The sequence below is a fragment of the Streptomyces sp. NPDC051963 genome, assembly GCF_044593495.1.
Classification (GTDB): domain Bacteria; phylum Actinomycetota; class Actinomycetes; order Streptomycetales; family Streptomycetaceae; genus Streptomyces.
On the sequence record NZ_JBIUCC010000005.1, the window covers coordinates 517,645 to 536,853 of the forward strand.

Consider the following 19,209-nt stretch of genomic DNA (forward strand, 5'->3'; position numbering starts at 1 on the left):
GGGGTCTCTTCGGTCGACGGTCACTGCTCAGTGGCTTTGTCCAGCATTCCGGACTGGGCTATGAGGTAACCGAGTTGAGCGCGGCTACCGCTGCCGAGGGCGGTGGCCAGCTTGGCTATGTGGGCCCGGCAGGTGCGGACGTTCATGCCCAGGCGGCGGGCTATGGCCTCGTCGACGTGGCCTTCGACGAGGAGTTTGGCGATCGAGTGCTGGATGTCTGTGATGCCGTCCTGCGCCTCATAGGGGGTGCCGGCACTCAATGGGACGGACCGGTCCCACAGGTATTCGAAGAGCTTGATCAGATACCGGATGAGGCCGGGGTGGCGCAGTTCCAGGGCAACCTGCTGATCATCGCGGGCGGGGATGAAGGCGACCGTCTCGTCACAGATGATCAGACGCTCCACCAGCTCGTCTATCGTGCGGTATTCCGCCTTTCCGTCGGAGAGCCGGGCCGCGTAGGCCAGTTGCTCGGGGTTGTACCGAGCCGTGTGCTGGTAGAGGGTGCGGATCCGCACCCCGCGTTCGATCAGCGGCTTGTCGCGCTCCAGTCCACGCTCGAGGCTGCGCTCGGACATGCGGTCGCTCGGCTGGACGGTGAGCATCTCGGCCTGGCACTGGGCCGCGGCCATGTTGAGCGCGGCGTTTATTCGCTCGCCGCCCTCCAGCACCGTGATCGAGTCACTGTTCGCGACTACCTGGGTACTCAAGGCCATGAAGGGCTGAAAAATGGTTGACAGCTCGATTGCCAGTCGCCTGCGCTCGGCTATCTCGTGTTCCAGGGGATTCAGCTGTCGAGACAGGGCGATCACCGGGGGTACCGGGCGCAACCAGTTCGGGTCGTCAGGATCAGGGTGGAGCAGGGCGAACTCCACTAGGCAGGGGGCGAACTCCACATCGGTGCGGGCGATGCGTCCTGTCCGCAGAGCGGCGGCATATAGACGGCTGCCCGCCTCGCACCACTCGGTCACCGAATGGGGATGTGTCCCCTTAGTCCGGCTCGTTACCAAATCTCCACCCCCCAGGGTCCTGAACATGCAGGAACATGATGCATCGATTGTGTGGCCATGACGTGCCTGAATGAGCCATCGTCTTACCTGACGGGGGAAAAGGGGACCTTCAAGTGAGGACGAAGCCGACTATGCGTAACAAAATGCTTCGCTCGGTGCTTGTCGCCGCCTTCTCCGCCGTTGTGGCCCTCGGTGCACTGAGTGGCTTCTCCGATGTGAAGGATGATCTTCGGGCGAACAGCAGCTGGCCGACTGTGGCTGTCAGTACCATCGCCGGCGACGCGGACGGAGCCGGGAGCTGACATGACCACCCCACCGGACGACCGCTCCTTCCGCCGCGAAATGGCCACCGCCTACCGCTCCGGCTGGCACTTCATCGACCTGGCCACCGCCATCCCCCACAGCGGTGACTCGCTGATGGTGACCGTGTTCGGTGAGCCGGTCGTCGTCACCAGGGACGACGACGAGGACCTGCGGGCGTACCGGTGTCTGCGGCGTCCGCGAGGCGCGCCGCAGCCGGTGAGGTGTGCCATCCGGTACGGAATGATCTTTGTGAACCTCGACCAGCGTGACCACCAGCTGGACGAGCCCGAGGCCCCGGCCGCCCCACAGGCCGTCCCAGCCACCCCCCGCAGTGCCTGACGCGATTCCCCCGTCGTAACAGATCGCTCAGGTGCTTCCCCCCGCAGCGGCGTCACCGTGACCTGAACACGGTGACGCCGCTGCAGTTTTACGGGATATTTCCGCATATCGGCGCTCCGTATCCATGGTCGTCCATGGCCGGAAAACATCAGCCCCGCCCCATCGCACGCGTCACCTCGATCTCGATCACCACACGTGACGGATTGGGCCGTGGCGCCCGCTCGTAACGCTCGGTATAGCGCCGCTCCGCCTCCGCGACCGCCTCCGGCTCGGCCCTTACACGGGCCCGCCCCTCCAGCGTCGCCCAGCGCCGCCCGGCCAGCTGGCACACCGCCACCCGTGCCCCGTCCGCCCCGGCCACCAGCACGTTGCGGGCCTTCGCGCTCGCCTTGTCCGTGATGACGCGAGCCAGTCGGGCCCCGGGATCGTATGTAACGCCGACGGGGACGACGTGCGGGGTGCCGTCCGGGCGGAGGGTGGTGAGGGTGCACAGGTGCCGTTCCCGCCAGAAGCTGAGGTACGACGGGTCGGGATCGTCCGGGTCCACGGAGTATGTCGTCGCCATGAGGGGGAACTTAGCCGCCGTACCCTCCCGGCCGCTTACTTGAGTGGAATAGACTCAACTTTGTGTACGTTGCTCAAGTCAGTGTGTACGGCTGACGCCTAGGAGGAGAACGGATACGTGGACGCCGAGCTGACCAACCGGAGCCGGGACGCGATCAACGCGGCCAGTAATCGGGCCGTGCAAGAGGGACACCCCGATCTCACCCCCGCTCACCTGCTCCTCGCGCTGCTCGCGGGGCAGGAGAACGAGAACATCACCGACCTGCTCGCCGCGGTCGACGCGGACCAGGCCGCCGTACGCACCGGCGCGGAGAAGATCATCTCCGGGCTGCCCAGCGTGACCGGGTCCACCGTCGCACCGCCGCAGCCCAGCCGTGAGCTGCTCGCGGTGATCGCCGACGCGCAGGCCAAGGCCAAGGACCTCGGGGACGAGTTCCTGTCCACCGAGCATCTCCTGATCGGGATCGCCGCGAAGGGGGGTCAGGCCGGCGACGTACTCTCCCAGCAGGGCGCCAGTGCGAAGAAGCTGCTGGAGGCGTTCCAGAAGAGCAGGGGAGGACGCCGGGTGACCACACCCGACCCCGAGGGCCAGTACAAGGCGCTCGAGAAGTTCGGCACCGATTTCACCGCCGCCGCGCGCGAGGGCAAGCTCGACCCGGTCATCGGGCGGGATCAGGAGATCCGGCGCGTGGTGCAGGTGCTCAGCCGCCGTACCAAGAACAACCCGGTTCTCATCGGCGAACCCGGCGTCGGCAAGACCGCCGTCGTCGAGGGGCTGGCCCAGCGGATCGTGAAGGGCGATGTGCCCGAGTCGCTCAAGAACAAGCGGCTCGTCGCGCTGGATCTCGGCGCCATGGTCGCCGGCGCCAAGTACCGCGGTGAGTTCGAGGAGCGGCTGAAGACCGTCCTCGCGGAGATCAAGGACTCCGACGGGCAGATCATCACCTTCATCGACGAGCTGCACACCGTGGTGGGGGCCGGTGCCGGCGGCGACTCCGCCATGGACGCCGGCAACATGCTCAAGCCCATGCTCGCCCGCGGTGAGCTGCGCATGGTCGGCGCCACCACCCTCGACGAGTACCGGGAGCGGATCGAGAAGGACCCGGCGCTGGAGCGGCGCTTCCAGCAGGTGCTGGTCGCCGAGCCGTCCGTCGAGGACACCATCGCGATCCTGCGCGGGCTGAAGGGGCGCTACGAGGCCCACCACAAGGTCGTCATCGCCGACAGCGCGCTGGTCGCGGCGGCCACCCTGTCCGACCGGTACATCACCTCCCGCTTCCTGCCCGACAAGGCCATCGACCTCGTCGACGAGGCGGCCTCACGGTTGCGGATGGAGATCGACTCCTCGCCCGTCGAGATCGACGAACTCCAGCGTGTGGTCGACCGGTTGAAGATGGAGGAGCTGGCGATCGGCAAGGAGACCGACCCGGCCTCCCGCGAGCGCCTGGACAAGCTGCGCCGCGATCTCGCCGACAAGGAGGAGGAGCTGCGCGGCCTGACCGCCCGCTGGGAGAAGGAGAAGCAGTCCCTCAACCGGGTGGGTGAGCTGAAGGAGAAGCTCGACGAACTGCGCGGACAGGCGGAGCGGGCCCAGCGCGACGGTGACTTCGACTCCGCGTCCAAGCTGCTCTACGGCGAGATCCCGGGCGTGGAACGGGACTTGGAGGCCGCCTCCGAGGCCGAGGAGGAGGTCGGCCGGGACACCATGGTCAAGGAGGAGGTCGGCCCGGACGACATCGCCGACGTCGTCGGCTCCTGGACCGGCATCCCCGCGGGCCGTCTCCTGGAGGGCGAGACACAGAAACTCCTGCGCATGGAGGAGGAGTTGGGGCGTCGACTGATCGGCCAGACCGAGGCCGTGCAGGCGGTGTCGGACGCCGTACGGCGCACCCGGGCCGGTATCGCCGACCCCGACCGCCCGACCGGCTCGTTCCTCTTCCTGGGCCCGACCGGTGTCGGCAAGACCGAACTCGCCAAGGCGCTCGCCGACTTCCTCTTCGACGACGAGCGGGCCATGGTCCGGATCGACATGTCGGAGTACGGCGAGAAGCACACCGTCGCCCGCCTGGTCGGCGCCCCGCCCGGCTACGTCGGCTACGAGGAGGGCGGACAGCTCACGGAGGCGGTGCGGCGCAGGCCGTACAGCGTCGTGCTGCTCGACGAGGTCGAGAAGGCGCACCCCGAGGTCTTCGACATCCTGCTCCAGGTGCTGGACGACGGCCGGCTGACGGACGGTCAGGGCCGGACCGTCGACTTCCGCAACACCATCCTGATCCTCACCTCGAACCTCGGCAGCCAGTTCCTGGTGGAGCCGCTGACGAGCGAGGAGGAGAAGAAGCAGCAGGTGCTGGAGGTGGTCAGAGCCTCCTTCAAGCCCGAGTTCCTCAACCGGCTCGATGACCTGGTCGTCTTCTCCGCGCTGAACAAGGAGGAGCTGGAGCGCATCGCCGGGCTCCAGATCGCCCGCCTCGCCAAGCGGCTCGCCGAGCGACGGCTCACACTGGAAGTGACACCCGAGGCGCTCGCCTGGCTGGCGGACGAGGGCAACGATCCGGCGTACGGTGCCCGGCCGCTGCGCCGACTGGTCCAGACCGCGATCGGCGACCGGCTCGCCAAGGAGATCCTGGCGGGCGAGGTCAAGGATGGCGACACGGTCCGGGTGGACGCCTTCGGGAACGGTCTGATCGTCGGGCCGGCCACGGGGAAAACCCTGTGACCGGCTCCGAAAAACCCGGTGACCGGCTCGGTAAACACGCTCTGAGCTGAATTACGCCAATGAGAGGTGAACCGTCCGGGGCGGGGGTTGCCACCCCCCGCCCCGCATGGGGGAGGATGGCGGAATCCGTACGAAGGGAAATTCACGGTGACCATCGACCCGTCCTCGATTCCGAACTTCGGGGGCCAGCCCGAGCCGCAGCCCCAAGGACCGGCGGGCCCCGTCGTCCCGGATCAGGACCTCGTGAAGCAGCTCCTCGACCAGATGGAGCTCAAGCACCTCGTGGACGAGGAGGGTGACCTCGTCGCGCCGTGGGAGCAGTTCCGTACGTACTTCATGTTCCGCGGCGAGGGTGACCAGCAGGTCTTCTCGGTACGGACGTTCTACGACCGGCCCCACAAGATCGACGAGAAGCCGCTGCTGCTGGAGTCCATCGACGACTGGAACCGGCGGACCCTGTGGCCCAAGGTCTACAGCCACACCCACGACGACGGCACCGTCCGCCTGATCGGCGAGGCCCAGATGCTGATCGGCACGGGCGTGAGCCTGGAGCACTTCGTCTCGTCCACGGTCAGCTGGGTGCGGGCCGCGATCGAGTTCGACAAGTGGCTCGTGGAGCAGCTCGGCCTTGAGCAGGAAGTCAACGACGCGGAGACGCCGGAGGACGACGAGTAAGTCCCGGCCACAGCGGAGCCCGGCCAGGGCGTGGGCCAGTGCGGCCACACGCCGGGCCGGGCTCTCGTCGTCCACAGCCTGTGGAAAACTCTGCCGATCCCGGCACTCGCCCGGCCTGACCTCCGTATCGGCCCAACCTGACCGCCGTATCCGCCCGACCCGGCCTCAGCCCGTGAGGGCCTTGAGCCGCTTCACCGCCTCCTCCAGCACCCCCGTCTGCTTGCAGAACGCGAACCGCACGAAGGGTGCGCCTGCCTCCCGGTGGTCGTAGAAGACGGCGTTCGGGATGGCGACCACCCCGGCGCGCTCCGGCAGGGCGCGGCAGAAGGCGAAGCCGTCGTTCTCGCCGAGGGGGCGGATGTCGGTGGTGATGAAGTACGTGCCGGCGGGCTTGAAGACCTTGAACCCGGTCTCCGCCAGGCCCGCGGCGAGAAGGTCCCGCTTGGCCAGCATGTCCGCGCGGAAGGCGGAGAAGTAGGTGTCGGGGAGGGCCAGGGCCTCGGCCACCGCGTACTGGAACGGGCCGGACGCCACGTACGTCAGGAACTGCTTCGCCGACCGCACCGCCGTGACCAGCTCCGGCGTCGACGTGACCCAGCCGACCTTCCAGCCGGTGAAGGAGAAGGACTTCCCGGCCGAGCCGATGGTGACGGTCCGCTCGCGCATCCCCGGGAACGTGGCCAGCGGCAGGTGCTCGGCGTCGTCGAAGACCAGGTGCTCGTAGACCTCGTCCGTGACGACGAGCAGATCCCGCTCGACCGCCAGCTCGGCGATCGCGGTCAGCTCCTCGCGGGTGAGGACGGTGCCGGTCGGGTTGTGCGGGGTGTTGATGAGGAGGAGCCGGGTGCGGTCGGTCACCGCGTCGCGCAGCTCGTCCAGGTCCAGGCGGAAGCTGCCGTCGTGCGGCCGCAGAGTGACCGGCACGCGCGTGCCGCCCGCCATCGCGATGCAGGCCGCGTACGAGTCGTAGTACGGCTCGAAGGCGATCACCTCGTCACCGGGTTCCAGCAGGGCCAGCAGCGACGCGGCGATCGCCTCGGTGGCACCCGCGGTCACCAGGACTTCACGGTCCGGGTCGTACGACAGTCCGTACCGCCGCTGCTGATGCGCCGCCACGGCGCCGCGCAGCTCGGGGACGCCGGGACCCGGCGGGTACTGGTTGCCGCGGCCGTCGCGCAGGGCGCGCACCGCCGCCTCCCGGATCTCGTCGGGCCCGTCGGTGTCGGGGAAGCCCTGGCCGAGGTTGATCGAGCCGGTCCGCAGGGCCAGGGCGGACATCTCGGCGAAGATCGTCGTCCCGAACTCGGCGAGCCGGCGGTTGAGGAGCGGGCGTGCGCTGGAGGTCATGCCCGCCATCCTGCGCCCAAGCTCTGGACTTCCTCAACTCTGCTTTGACAGTCGGGGCGGCCGGGCATTCCCAGGTCACGCAACCAGCGAGGCGCCCACGGGGGGCCGCTTCGGGGGAAACGGAAGGAGGGTGGCGCCATGACCTTCGGCATCATCCTGACGGTCTTCATCATTCTGTTCTTCGCAGCCCTGGTCGCCAATGTGCGCAGGGGCGGCCGGTCACGCCGGCGCGCGGGGCGGTACAGCAGGAGCGGCGGCAGCGGAGGCAGCGGCAGCAGCTGGTGGGCCGGCGGAGGAGACAGCGGCGGCGGCTCGTCGTGCGGCGGCGGGTCGTCCTGTGGCGGCGGGTCGTCGTGCGGGGGCGGCGGCGGAGGCGGCGGATGCGGTGGAGGAGGCAGCTGACACGGGGCAGCTGAGCTCCGAGCAGGGGGAAGCGCATCCGCACCACGGGGCCCGCACTCTGTGCCGGGCCCCGATCCGCGCCCGCCGGGACCAGATCCCGGCGGGCGCTCGTGCACTCCGGCGCGCGCTGTACGCGCTCAGGCGTACGCCGTAGTTGAACAGTTGAGCTGTAGAGCCCACTGAGGGATGGAAACCCCACGAAGTTGGGTAAAAACGCTGTGGCGGCGTCTCAGTTCATGATTCCCTCTAAATCACCAAAGCGGCCCCTCGGACATCCCGCGGACACCTGTTCCCGACCGGGCTGACCGGGCCGATCTCCCGGCGTGGGCCGGGGATGCGCCGGACCCACCCCTCCTCTTCCTTTGCGTGCTAGCGGAGCCGACCCATGCTCACGACCCTGACAACCTCGTACACCGACACGCGCGCGGCCGACCTCGCCTGGGCGCTGGGGCGGGAGCCGCTTCCCGCACTGGCCACCCTCGATCTCGAACTTGCCGGGGGCAAGCTCCAGTTGAGACTGCTCGGCGCGTCCCACCAGGTGCTCCTGGAGGAGGAACGCGGCGTGTGCTCGGAGACGGTGGCGTGCATTCCGGGCAGCAGCACACCGCTGCCGCTCGGCGTCGCCAAGCGGGTGGGCGACTGGGAGTACGAGTTCGCGGCCCGTGTCGAGGTGCTCTCCCCGGGCTCTTTCGCAGGCCGCGCCCAGGAGTTGCTGGCCCTGGTCTCCGACCACCCCCATGGTCTCGCCGGAGTCTTCCCCGGCAGCCCGCACGCCTTCACCGCGCTGCTGGCCCAGCGGTACGAGGGGCAGGTGCACTGGCGGACCTGGCACGCGTACCCGCAGGACGGGCAGTTGGTGGCGACGCGGACCCGGGTGGGGGTGCGGGTGCCGGTGGGCCGACTGGGCCCTGTCGGGGGATCTTGAGCCCCAAACCGGTATCCGGCGACTGTAAACCGACTCCACACGTGTGGGTGACGAAGCGTGCCCGCGGTGTGACGTACCGTCGCAAGGTGATCGAACCGCACGCGCCCGCCCCACCCGGCACACCGCCGCCCTGGGGCAGCCTCGCGCGGCTGCCCGTCCGGCCCGGCGTGGGCCGGTTCCTGGTCCTGGCGGGGGTGTTCGTCTGCGCTGCCTGCGGACTCGTGTACGAACTCGAACTCGTCGCCCTCGCCTCGTACTTGATCGGCGACTCGGTCACCCAGGCCTCCGTCGTGCTGTCCGTGATGGTGTTCGCGATGGGCATCGGCTCCCTCGCGGCGAAACGGCTGCGCAGTCTCGCCGCGGCCGGCTTCGGCGCGATCGAGGCGACGCTCGCACTGGTCGGCGGGTGCAGCGCGATGGCCCTGTACGCCGTCTTCGCCTGGACCGGCGACTGGGGCGGGCTGTGGGTGCACGGCCCCCGCCTCCTGCTCGTCGCCTTCTCCCTCGCCATCGGCCTGTTGATCGGCGCCGAAGTGCCGCTGCTGATGGAGCTGATCCAGCGCATCCGGCGCCAGGACCCGGGCGGCGCGGTGGCCGATCTGTTCGCGGCCGACTACGTGGGCGCGTTGGTCGGCGGATTGGCCTTCCCGTTCGTACTGCTCCCCCTGCTGGGCCAGTTGACGGGTGCGCTGATCACGGGCGCGGTCAACGCGGTGGTGGGCGGCGCGCTGGTGCTGGGTCTGTTCCGCAGCGATCTCACCGTGCGCGCCCGGTGGTTGCTGGTGCTGGCCAACCTCACCGTGCTCGGCGCCCTCGCGGCCGCCGCCGTCCATGTCGACGACTTCGAGCGGGCGGCCCGGCACGCGGTGTACGGCAGGGACGTCCGTGTGGCCGTGCAGACCGACGTCCAGGAGGTCGTCCTCACCGGCGGCACCGAGGGCCGGCCCCTCGACCTCTATCTCGACGGCCGGCTCCGGGTCGGCGGCCACGACGAGCGCCGCTACCACGAGGCGCTGGTCCACCCCGCGATGAACGGCCCGCACGCGCGCGTGGTGATTCTCGGCGGCGGGGACGGGCTGGCCGCCCGCGAGGTCCTGCGCCACCGGGACGTCCACCGCGTCGACGTCGTCGAACTCGACGCCGGGGTGGTCCGCCTGGCCCGCACCGACCCCGCGCTCTCCGCGCTGAACGGCCACGCCTTCGACGACCCCCGCGTCCATGTGACCACGGCGGACGCCTTCGCCTGGCTGCGGTCGGCGCCCAGATCGGCGTACGACGTGGTGATCTCCGATCTGCCGGACCCCGGGATCACGGCCAGCACCAAGCTGTACTCACAGGAGTTCTACGGCCTGGCCGGGCGGGTGCTGGCGCGGGACGGCCGGCTCGTCGTGCACGCCGGCCCGGTGTCCTCGCGCCCGCAGACGTTCTGGACGGTCGACACGACGATGCGCGCCGCCTCCTTGCGTACGTCCCCCTACTGCGTGGCCGGCCGCGACGCGGGCTACCTCGCGGGCCCCGACCGCTCGACCGGCGGCACGGCCCGGACCCCGCACGACTGGGGTTTCGTCCTGGCGACGACCGGGAGGAGACCGCCGCTGAGCCTTGCCGCGTCGCCGACACTCCGGACGCTGTCCCAGGGGGAGTTGGAGACGGGGGCGAGGGCGCTGGAGGGGATGCGGGTGCGGGGGCTGGAGGCTTCGACGCTGGTGCATCCGCGGTACTGAGCGACGCCGGATCGATCATCGGCCCCGGTCGACGCCCGCACAAACGCCGAGCGAGTTGCGGGCAACGGCGAGCATACGAACCGTTCCTGCGGGTACCCTCGGCCGACATGGAGCATGAGGTGTTCGTTCCGGTTCCGGCCGAGCGGCTCAGGGAGGCGCTGGCCGACCCCGCACGGGTCGCCCGGGCGGTCCCCGGGCTCCAGCAGGACGCGGGCGCCGAGCCCGTCACCGGCAGACTGAAGGTCCGCATCGGCGGCCACACCATCACCTACCGCGGTTCCGCCCGGCTCTCCGGCCAGGACGACGGTTCGTACGCCGTCGAGGGCGACGCGACCGAGGCCCGCGGCACCGGTTCGGTCAAGCTCGCCCTCACCGTCCGCCTCCGGGACACGGACGGCGGCACGACGCTCACGTTCGACGGGGCCGCCACCGCCGACGGACGGGTCACGGAACTCCCGGCGGAAACGGTCGCCTCTGCCGTGACCCGTCTGCTGAACCGTTTCGCGGAGAACCTGGGCGTCGAGGCGGTGGAGGAGCCTGAGGAGCCGCGTGGCGCGGAGTCCGAGGATGCCGTCGCCGAAACGGAAGCGCCTCAGCCGCCTTCCGTGTTCGACACGGAGGTGCCTCCGCCGCCCCTCGACGCCGTGGAGCCGCCCGTCGCCGAACCCCCCGCCGAAGCCGCCCATGCCCGGCGCACGATGATCGGCCGCAGCGCGGAGGAGGTCGACCACGCCCCGCCGCGGGGCCGCTATGCCCCTGTGCCCGCGCCCCAGACGGTCGCCTCTCACTCGACGCTGCGCTGGGCTGCGCCGGCTGCGGCGTTGGTATTGGCGTCGGCGATCGTCGTCGGCCGGGTGCTGCGCAAGCGTCGCTGAGGCAGTCGTTCGGGTGCGGGCTCGTCGTGGCTGGTCGCGCAGTTCCCCGCGCCCCTGGGGCGTTGCCGCTGACCGGCGTAGCGGAGCCGCCCTCTTGATCCGCCCAGTAGGGTCATCCCGTGAGTAACGAAGACATCACTCTGACCGCGGGCGACGCGGAGGTGACCGTCGCGCCGGGGAACGGTGGCCGGGTGAGCGGCCTGCGGGTCGGCGGGGCCCAACTGCTGCGGCAGGGCGACCGGTTCGGCTGCTTCCCGATGGTGCCCTGGTGCGGGCGGGTCCGGGACGGACGGTTCCGGGACGGGGCCGTCGTCCAGCAGATGCCGCTCAACTCCCCGCCGCACGCCATCCACGGCACCGTCCGCGACGGCGCCTGGCGCATCGCCCGGGCCACCACCGACGAGGCCGTCATCACGTACGACCTCGTGGACCCATGGCCCTACCCCGGCCGTGTCACCCAGGTGGTGAGCCTCACCGAGGACGCCCTCACGCTGACCATGGCGGTGGAGACGTACGACTCCTCCTTCCCGGCGCAGATCGGCTGGCACCCGTGGTTCAACCGGAACCTGGGAGCGGAGGACGTTCTCCTCGACTTCGCCCCCGCCTGGCAGGAGGAGCGCGGCGAGGACCACCTGCCCACCGGGAAGCGGATCGACCCCGCGCCCGGCCCCTGGGACGACTGCTTCGGTATGCCCGGCGGTGTCGATGTCACCCTCACCTGGCCGGGACAGCTTCAGCTGACCGTCAGCAGCCGTGAGGAGTGGGTCGTCGTGTACGACGAGCAGGAGGCGGCCGTGTGCGTGGAGCCGCAGACCGGGCCGCCGGACGGGCTCAACAGCCTGCCCCGCCTGGTCACCCCGCTGGAGCCGCTGGAGGCCACGACCACCTGGGCCTGGCGGCGACTGTCGGCTGTCTAAGCTGACAGGCATGACGACGGACGTACGCGGCGCGCTGCTGCAGCAGATCAAGGACAAGGCCGTGGTGCACGGCAAGGTGACCCTCTCCTCGGGCCTGGAGGCCGACTACTACGTCGACCTGCGCCGGGTCACCCTCGACGGTGAGGCCGCCCCGCTGGTCGGGCAGGTGCTGCTGGACCTCACCTCCGAGCTGGACTTCGACGCGGTCGGCGGCCTCACCATGGGCGCCGACCCGGTGGCCGCCGCCATGCTGCACGCCGCCGCCGCGAAGGGGCGGAAGCTGGACGCCTTCGTCGTCCGCAAGGCCGCCAAGGCGCACGGCCTGCAGCGTCGGGTCGAGGGTCCGGAGATCGCCGGCCGCCGTGTCCTCGTCGTCGAGGACACCTCCACCACCGGCGGCTCCCCGCTGACCGCCGTCGAGGCCGTGCGGGAGGCCGGTGCCGAGGTCGTCGCCGTCGCCACCATCGTCGACCGGGCGACCGGCGCCGCCGAGAAGATCCAGGAGGGCGCGGGGGTGCCGTACCTCTTCGCTTACTCGAAGGACGAGCTGGGACTGGACTGACGGGGCGTCCCGATCAGCCGGTGCTGTCTGGAAAGATGGGCGCGACGATGACGTCGCCCCCTAGGTCAGGGCCGTAAGCAAGCAGAACGCAACCCGCACAATCAAGGAGCGGACAGATGCCCATCGCAACCCCCGAGGTCTACAACGAGATGCTCGACCGGGCGAAGGCAGGCAAGTTCGCCTACCCGGCCATCAACGTGACCTCGTCCCAGACCCTGCACGCGGCCCTGCGCGGTTTCGCGGAGGCGGAGAGCGACGGCATCATCCAGATCTCGACGGGTGGCGCCGAGTTCCTGGGCGGCCAGCACAGCAAGGACATGGTGACCGGTGCGGTGGCCCTGGCCGAGTTCGCGCACATCGTCGCCAAGAAGTACGACATCACCGTCGCCCTGCACACGGACCACTGCCCGAAGGACAAGCTCGACGGGTACGTACGTCCGCTGCTGGCCGTCTCGGAGGAGCGGGTCGCGCGCGGTGAGAACCCGCTGTTCCAGTCCCACATGTGGGACGGCTCCGCCGAGACCCTGAACGACAACCTGTCCATCGCCCAGGAGCTCCTCGCGCGCGCCCGCGCCGCGAAGATCATCCTGGAGGTGGAGATCACCCCGACCGGCGGTGAGGAGGACGGCGTCTCGCACGAGATCAACGACTCCCTCTACACCACCGTCGACGACGCCCTGCGGACGGCGGAGGCGCTCGGCCTCGGTGACAAGGGCCGCTACCTCCTCGCCGCCTCCTTCGGCAACGTCCACGGTGTGTACAAGCCGGGCAACGTCGTGCTCCGTCCCGAGCTGCTGAAGGAGCTCAACGACGGTGTGGCCGCGAAGTACGGGCAGCCGGCCGGCTCCCAGCCCTTCGACTTCGTCTTCCACGGCGGCTCCGGCTCCACCGCGGAGGAGATCGCGACCGCGCTGGAGAACGGCGTCGTCAAGATGAACATCGACACGGACACGCAGTACGCCTTCACGCGTCCCGTCGCCGACCACATGTTCAAGAACTACGACGGCGTCCTCAAGGTCGACGGCGAGGTCGGCTCCAAGAAGACCTACGACCCGCGCACCTGGGGCAAGCTGGCCGAGGCGAGCATGTCCAAGCGCGTTCTCGAGGCCTGCGGCAACCTCCGCTCCACCGGCACGAAGATCAAGTAGCCGCAACCGCACGTTTGCAGCGAGCCCGGTGCCACGGCGCCGGGCTCGCTGTATACCTGAGGTCATGCCTGACGTCCGGATCGCCTCCCCACAGGGCAAGTGGATCCTGCTCACCACCGTCCTCGGCTCCAGCATGGCCCTGCTGGACTCCACCGTCGTCAATGTCGCCCTCCCCCGGATCGGCGAGGACCTCGACGCGAACCTGTCCGCCCTCCAGTGGACCGTCAACGCGTACATGCTCACGCTCGCCGGTCTGATCCTCCTCGGCGGTTCCCTGGGAGATCAGTACGGCCGCCGCAAGATCTTCGTCATCGGCGTCATCTGGTTCGCCGTGGCCTCACTGCTGTGCGGGCTCGCCCCGAACGCCGGTGTGCTCATCGCCGCGCGGGCCCTCCAGGGCATCGGCGGCGCGCTCCTCACCCCCGGCTCGCTCGCCCTGATCCAGGCCTCCTTCCATCCCGAGGACCGGGGCCGGGCGGTGGGCCTGTGGTCCGGCTTCGGCGGAATCGGCGCGGCCGTCGGTCCGTTCCTCGGCGGCTGGCTCGTCGACGGTCCCGGCTGGCGCTGGGTCTTCCTGCTCAACGTCCCGCTGGCGCTGCTGTGCGTCCCCATCGCCCTGCGTCATGTCCCCGAGTCCGGGGACGGCCGCAAGCACGGCCACTTCGACGTCCTCGGCGCGGCCCTCGGGGCGCTGTCCCTCGCGCTGGTGACGTACGCGCTGATCGAGGCCCGCGGAGGGTCCCTGGTCGTCACCGTCACCGCGATCGCCGGGATCGCCGCCGGGGTCGCCTTCGTATACGTCGAGAAGCGGCGGCAGGACCCGATGATGCCGCTCGGGATCTTCGCGTCCCGTCAGTTCACCGCGGTCAACCTGGTCACCATGTGCGTGTACGCGGCTCTCGGCGGTTTCTTCTTCCTGGCCGTGATCCAACTCCAGGTGGTCGTCGGCTACTCGGCGCTCGCCGCCGGTACGGCCCTGCTGCCGTCCACCGTCCTGATGCTGCTGTTCTCCGCCCGCTCCGGCGAACTCGGCGAACGCATCGGGCCCCGCATCCCGCTCACCGTCGGCCCCCTGGTGTGCGCCGCCGGCCTGCTGCTGATGCTGCGCGTCGGCCCGGACGCGTCGTACGTCGCCGACATCCTGCCCGCCGTGCTCGTCTTCGGCGTCGGCCTGGTCACCCTGGTCGCGCCCCTGACGGCCACCGTCCTCGGCTCCGTGGACACCTCGCGGGCGGGCCTGGCCAGCGGCATCAACAACGCGGCGGCACGGGCGGCCGGCCTGATCGCGGTGGCGGCACTGCCGCTGCTGGCCGGGATGGGGGAGGACGCGTACCGCTCCCCGGACGCCTTCGACGACGCCTTCGGCCGGGCGATGCTCCTGTGCGCCGGCGTGATGGTGGTGGGCTCCGCCGTCTCCTTCGCGACCGTACGACGGCTGCCACCGGACTGCCGCCGCCCGGAATGCCGCACCTTCGGCTCGATCACCGCCCCGCCGCTGGAGGGGGAGCGGGCGAAGGGCCGTATCGAATAGGGCCACGTTCAGCGGCTGATCGGCTGCGGTTCAGCAGCGCCCCGCAGGGGCGCGGGGCTGTATCGATATGCGGCTCCGCCGCGTGGGCGCGACCAGCCCCCACGGACCCGCAGCCGACCTACGACCTATCGCGGCACCCAGCGGAGCGCTACCGCTTCAAGGCGGTGTACGCCTCGGCGCTGCTGTCCTGGAGGAACTGCCAGCACCGCTCCGTCTCGTCCTTCTCGTTGATCTCGCCGGCGGCGCGGGCGAGGGCGGCGAGGCAGCGCAGGAAGCCGCGGTTGGCGCGGTGGTCCCAGGGGATGGGGCCGTGGCCCTTCCAGCCGGCCCGGCGCAGGGAGTCGAGTCCGCGGTGGTACCCGGTACGGGCGTAGGCGTACGACTCGATCACACGACCCGCCTCGAAGGCGTCGTCCGCGAGCATCGCCCAGGCGAGCGAGAACGTGGGGTGCTTCGCCGCGACCTCGGCCGGCGCCATGGAGTCCTCGCCCAGCAGGCGGTACGCCTCTTCGTTCTCCGGAAGGTATGTGGGCTCCGGGCCGCCGAGCAGGTTCTTGTGAGTCGTCATGAATGCAGTCTCCCACTTGCGGCCGGGCGTTCGGGAAGCACGTACGGCCCTCCGGGGCCGTAGGGGCGGGCCTTCGCGGCAGTTCCGTCGCCTCTTCCGCAACGCAGTGCGCAGCCTTCATCCTGACTCCCAAGGGGAGGGGATCGTGTGCTGAACGAGGGACGAGTGACGCGTCGCCAAAGCCTGCGGACCGTGGCGGCGGTCGCCATGGCCGCACCGCTGCTGACCATGGCGGGATCCACCCGGCAGCCCACCACGCCGGAGTCCGTCCGGCCCGCCACGGCCGGGGCCAACCGGCCCGGCCCGGTCGCCGGGCCTCCGCCCGAGCTGAACGTCATGACGTACAACGTGCGCTTCGCGAGCACCACCGGCAGCCACCGCTGGCCCGTGCGCCGCCCGGCGATGCGGGAGCTGCTGCGCCGGGAACGGCCGCATGTCATCGGCACCCAGGAGGGCCTCTACCAGCAGCTGCGGACGATCGAGCAGGACATCGGCCCGCGCTACGACTGGATCGGCACGGGGAGCGGGGGCGGCCGCAAGGACGAGTTCATGGCGATCTTCTACGACACCGGACGGCTGACGCCGATCGAGTCCGACCACTTCTGGCTCTCCGACACGCCCTATGTGATCGCCTCCAATACCTGGGGCGCACGCTTCCCGCGCATGGCGACATGGGTACGGTTCAGCGATCTGAGCGACGGCGGCCGGGAGTTCTACGTCCTCAACACCCATCTGGACCATGTGAGCCAGTACGCGCGCGAACGCTCCGCGGAGCTGATCGCCCGGACGCTCACCCGGTTCGAGCGCTCCTTACCGGTCCTGGTGGTCGGCGACTTCAACGCCGCGGCCCACGACAATCCCGTCTACGACACCTTGCTGGCCGCCGGGCTGGTGGACACCTGGGACACCGCGGCCGAGCCGGGCCCGCAGTACGCCACCCTGAACAACTTCCGGGCGCTGGAGCCCGGCGGCCCGCGCATCGACTGGATACTCGCCACCACCGGCGTGAAAACGCACTCGGCGGCGATCAACACCTTCTCCAGGGACGGCCGGTTCCCCAGCGACCATCTGCCCGTGCAGGCCTCGCTGGCCCTCGGCCGAGCCGCCCGCTCCACGAAACCGTAGTGGCGCGTGTTGCCCGGCCCGGGACTAGCCTGATCCCCGGGGACCAGGCAAATCCTCCGGAGGTTGCAGCCATGTCCGACTGGCGTGGACGCGCGGTACGAGCGGGCAAGCGGCCGTTCACCCGCTCACCGGGCGGCAACGGCAAGGAACAGGCGCCCGAGCACACGATGGACCCCTGGACCGACGAGTCCACGGAAGCGCCCGCCCTGTCCGTGGAGCGCAGTCTGGTCGACGCCGCCCTCTACCGGAACGGTCACCGGGTCGAGGCCACCACCTCACTGGCGGAGATCTACCGGCAGCTGCCCGGCGAGCCCGGCACCATGGCCTGGATCGGGCTGTACCGACCGGCCGAGGCGCAGCTACTGGCCGCCGCCGAGCAGTTCGGCCTGCACGAGCTGGCCGTCGAGGACGCCATCGTCGCCCATCAGCGGCCCAAGCTGGAGCGCTACGGCGACACCCTGTTCGTCGTCCTGCGCGCGGCCCGCTACATCGACGAGGCCGAGGAGGTCGACTTCGGGGAGATCCACCTGTTCATCGGCCCCGACTTCGTCCTCACCGTGCGCCACTCCCAGGCCCCGGACCTCGGCGTCGTACGCCGCCGTCTCGAAGCGGACCCCGAGCTGCTGGCCCTCGGCCCCGAGGCCGTGCTCTACGCGGTGCTGGACGCCGTCGTCGACGGCTACGCCCCGGTGATCGCCGGGCTCCAGAACGACATCGACGAGATCGAGACCGAGGTCTTCAGCGGCGACCCCAGGGTCTCCCGCCGTATCTACGAACTGTCCCGCGAAGTGATCGACTTCCAGCGCGCCGCCCGCCCCCTGCTGACGATCATGCGGGACCTGGAGGCCGGCTTCGAGAAGTACGGCACCGACGAGGAGCTGCGCCGTTACCTGCGTGACGTGGCCGACCACGCCACCACCGCCGCCGAGCGGGTGGACGGCTTCCGGCAGATGCTGGAGAACATCCTCACCGTCAACGCCACGCTGGTCTCCCAGGCCCAGAACGAGGAGATGAAGCTGCTGGCCGAGGCGAGCCACGCGCAGAACAACGAGATCAAGAAGATCTCGTCCTGGGCGGCCATCCTCTTCGCCCCGACCCTGATCGGCACCGTCTACGGCATGAACTTCGACCACATGCCCGAGCTGGGCTGGGTCCTGGGCTACCCCTTCGCCATCGTTCTGATGGCCGTGGTCTGCGTCGGCCTCTACCTGGTCTTCAAGGGCCGCGACTGGCTCTGAACCGTCGACCCGTCACCTCCGTCACCCCCGTCCACCTGGTCTTCCGTCACAGACGCGGCCCTTACACCGATCTCACCGCCTCCTGGCACACTGTCCGGGAACCAGCGGTCCGAGCTCAGGTGGAAGAGAGTCCCGTATGTCGATGGTGGGCAACCTGCGCAGAGTGGCCCGGCTGGCCCGGCGGGGCGGCCGACGCGTGGACCTCAGCCACCCGGCCCGCTCCCCGCTCGGCTCCGCGGTGGTCAACTGCGTCGTCTACCGCGACGGCGTCCGCCAGCCCGGCACGGACACGGTGGACGAAGCGATACGGCAGGTCCGCAAGCACAGGGACGGGTTCGTCTGGCTGGGCCTGCACGAGCCGACGGAGACGGAGTTCGAGGGGGTGGCCGAGCTCTTCGAACTGCACCCGCTGGCCGTCGAGAGCGCGGTCCAGGCCCACCAGCGCCCCAAGATCGAGCAGTACGGAGACGTCCTGTTCGCCGTGTTCAAGACGGTCGAGTACGTCGAACACGAGCAGCTCACCGCCACCAGCGAGGTCGTGAACACCGGCGAGATCATGATCTTCGCCGGCCCCGACTTCGTCGTCACCGTCCGCCACGGCCGCCACGGCTCCCTCGGCCCCCTGCGCGAGGACCTCGAGGCCGACCCGCGGCAGCTGGCCAAGGGCCCGTCCACGGTGCTGCACGCCATCGCCGACCATGTCGTCGACGACTACCTCACCGTCACCGACGCCGTGCAGGACGACATCGACCAGGTCGAGACCGACGTCTTCTCCCCGCGCAGCCCCCGTTCCGCCGACGCCGGCCGTATCTACCAGCTCAAGCGCGAGCTGCTGGAACTGAAGCGGGCCGTGGTGCCGCTGACCCGCCCCCTGTCGAAGCTCGCCTTCGAGCCGATGCGCGCCGTCGACCAGCAGATACAGGCGTACTTCCGGGACGTCGCCGACCATCTCGCCCGCGTCTGCGAGCAGATCAGCGCCTTCGACGCCCTGCTCGACTCCATCCTCCAGGCCCATCTCGCGCAGGTGACCGTCGCCCAGAACGAGGACATGCGGAAGATCACCGCCTGGGCCGCGATCGTCGCCGTACCGACCATGATCTGCGGCGTCTACGGCATGAACTTCGACCACATGCCGGAACTGCACTGGACCTTCGGCTACCCGCTCGTCCTCGGTGTCATCGCGGTCGCCTGCTTCGTCATCCACCGCGGGTTCAAGCGCAACGGCTGGCTCTGAGCCGTACTC

General features: G+C 70.0%; 18 protein-coding genes. 14 read left to right on the top strand and 4 right to left on the bottom strand.

Going from position 1 to position 19,209, the window contains the following annotated elements:
- Nucleotides 1-20: 20 nt before the first annotated feature.
- Nucleotides 21-1,034, bottom strand: coding sequence for a helix-turn-helix transcriptional regulator (locus ACIHFB_RS23100; RefSeq protein WP_365272542.1), 1,014 nt, complete (start codon nucleotides 1,032-1,034; stop codon nucleotides 21-23).
- Nucleotides 1,035-1,310: 276 nt separating this feature from the next.
- Here ACIHFB_RS23100 and ACIHFB_RS23105 point away from each other — a divergent pair, with 276 nt between their 5' ends.
- Complete coding sequence (locus ACIHFB_RS23105; protein WP_210585133.1) at nucleotides 1,311-1,649, top strand: hypothetical protein; 339 nt, start codon at nucleotides 1,311-1,313, stop codon at nucleotides 1,647-1,649.
- Nucleotides 1,650-1,797: 148 nt separating this feature from the next.
- Here the strand turns inward: ACIHFB_RS23105 and ACIHFB_RS23110 are convergent, their stop codons facing one another.
- Nucleotides 1,798-2,214 carry a TIGR03618 family F420-dependent PPOX class oxidoreductase gene (locus ACIHFB_RS23110; protein WP_365272546.1) on the bottom strand — a complete coding sequence of 139 codons (417 nt, stop codon included), beginning with the start codon at nucleotides 2,212-2,214 and terminating at the stop codon, nucleotides 1,798-1,800.
- Between the two features lie 117 nt (nucleotides 2,215-2,331).
- On the opposite strand from ACIHFB_RS23110, the gene clpB reads away from it, so the two are divergent.
- Complete coding sequence (clpB, locus tag ACIHFB_RS23115; protein ID WP_365272549.1) at nucleotides 2,332-4,929, top strand: ATP-dependent chaperone ClpB; 2,598 nt, start codon at nucleotides 2,332-2,334, stop codon at nucleotides 4,927-4,929.
- A gap of 147 nt (nucleotides 4,930-5,076) precedes the next feature.
- Nucleotides 5,077-5,604, top strand: coding sequence for a YbjN domain-containing protein (locus tag ACIHFB_RS23120; RefSeq protein WP_210585131.1), 528 nt, complete (start codon nucleotides 5,077-5,079; stop codon nucleotides 5,602-5,604).
- 165 nt (nucleotides 5,605-5,769) lie between these two features.
- On the opposite strand, the gene ACIHFB_RS23125 is transcribed toward ACIHFB_RS23120, so the two are convergent.
- Entirely contained in the window at nucleotides 5,770-6,960 is a 1,191-nt protein-coding gene (locus ACIHFB_RS23125) for a pyridoxal phosphate-dependent aminotransferase (RefSeq protein WP_400127769.1), read from the bottom strand.
- Between the two features lie 129 nt (nucleotides 6,961-7,089).
- On the opposite strand from ACIHFB_RS23125, the gene ACIHFB_RS23130 reads away from it, so the two are divergent.
- The 8 genes from ACIHFB_RS23130 (at nucleotide 7,090) to ACIHFB_RS23165 (ending at nucleotide 15,035) form a co-directional block, all read left to right on the top strand.
- Nucleotides 7,090-7,353: a hypothetical protein gene (locus ACIHFB_RS23130; RefSeq protein WP_365272555.1), complete on the top strand. Its 264-nt coding sequence runs from the start codon at nucleotides 7,090-7,092 to the stop codon at nucleotides 7,351-7,353.
- 385 nt (nucleotides 7,354-7,738) lie between these two features.
- The gene (locus ACIHFB_RS23135) at nucleotides 7,739-8,278 is read left to right on the top strand and encodes a DUF2617 family protein (protein WP_365272558.1); all 540 of its coding nucleotides are present in this window, start codon (nucleotides 7,739-7,741) and stop codon (nucleotides 8,276-8,278) included.
- A gap of 86 nt (nucleotides 8,279-8,364) precedes the next feature.
- Nucleotides 8,365-10,002 carry a polyamine aminopropyltransferase gene (locus tag ACIHFB_RS23140; RefSeq protein ID WP_365272561.1) on the top strand — a complete coding sequence of 546 codons (1,638 nt, stop codon included), beginning with the start codon at nucleotides 8,365-8,367 and terminating at the stop codon, nucleotides 10,000-10,002.
- A 107-nt stretch (nucleotides 10,003-10,109) separates the two neighbouring features.
- Complete coding sequence (locus ACIHFB_RS23145) at nucleotides 10,110-10,877, top strand: SRPBCC domain-containing protein (protein ID WP_365272564.1); 768 nt, start codon at nucleotides 10,110-10,112, stop codon at nucleotides 10,875-10,877.
- Nucleotides 10,878-10,996: 119 nt separating this feature from the next.
- The gene (locus tag ACIHFB_RS23150) at nucleotides 10,997-11,794 is read left to right on the top strand and encodes an aldose 1-epimerase (RefSeq protein WP_400127770.1); all 798 of its coding nucleotides are present in this window, start codon (nucleotides 10,997-10,999) and stop codon (nucleotides 11,792-11,794) included.
- A gap of 10 nt (nucleotides 11,795-11,804) precedes the next feature.
- Nucleotides 11,805-12,356 carry an orotate phosphoribosyltransferase gene (gene pyrE / locus ACIHFB_RS23155; RefSeq protein ID WP_365272569.1) on the top strand — a complete coding sequence of 184 codons (552 nt, stop codon included), beginning with the start codon at nucleotides 11,805-11,807 and terminating at the stop codon, nucleotides 12,354-12,356.
- A 116-nt stretch (nucleotides 12,357-12,472) separates the two neighbouring features.
- Complete coding sequence (gene fbaA / locus ACIHFB_RS23160; protein WP_365272572.1) at nucleotides 12,473-13,504, top strand: class II fructose-bisphosphate aldolase; 1,032 nt, start codon at nucleotides 12,473-12,475, stop codon at nucleotides 13,502-13,504.
- A gap of 64 nt (nucleotides 13,505-13,568) precedes the next feature.
- On the top strand, nucleotides 13,569-15,035 hold the full coding sequence (locus ACIHFB_RS23165; protein WP_365272575.1) for an MFS transporter: 1,467 nt from the start codon (nucleotides 13,569-13,571) through the stop codon (nucleotides 15,033-15,035).
- 148 nt (nucleotides 15,036-15,183) lie between these two features.
- On the opposite strand, the gene ACIHFB_RS23170 is transcribed toward ACIHFB_RS23165, so the two are convergent.
- Nucleotides 15,184-15,603 (bottom strand): DUF3151 domain-containing protein, encoded by a 420-nt coding sequence (locus tag ACIHFB_RS23170; RefSeq protein ID WP_365272578.1) that lies wholly within the window; start codon nucleotides 15,601-15,603, stop codon nucleotides 15,184-15,186.
- Between the two features lie 147 nt (nucleotides 15,604-15,750).
- Here ACIHFB_RS23170 and ACIHFB_RS23175 point away from each other — a divergent pair, with 147 nt between their 5' ends.
- From ACIHFB_RS23175 to ACIHFB_RS23185, 3 genes are all read left to right on the top strand, one after another.
- The gene (locus ACIHFB_RS23175; protein WP_365272581.1) at nucleotides 15,751-16,728 is read left to right on the top strand and encodes an endonuclease/exonuclease/phosphatase family protein; all 978 of its coding nucleotides are present in this window, start codon (nucleotides 15,751-15,753) and stop codon (nucleotides 16,726-16,728) included.
- 71 nt (nucleotides 16,729-16,799) lie between these two features.
- Nucleotides 16,800-17,966 carry a magnesium and cobalt transport protein CorA gene (locus tag ACIHFB_RS23180; protein ID WP_365272584.1) on the top strand — a complete coding sequence of 389 codons (1,167 nt, stop codon included), beginning with the start codon at nucleotides 16,800-16,802 and terminating at the stop codon, nucleotides 17,964-17,966.
- 136 nt (nucleotides 17,967-18,102) lie between these two features.
- Nucleotides 18,103-19,200, top strand: a complete 1,098-nt coding sequence (locus tag ACIHFB_RS23185) for a magnesium and cobalt transport protein CorA (RefSeq protein WP_365272587.1) — start codon at nucleotides 18,103-18,105, stop codon at nucleotides 19,198-19,200.
- Nucleotides 19,201-19,209: the final 9 nt, after the last annotated feature.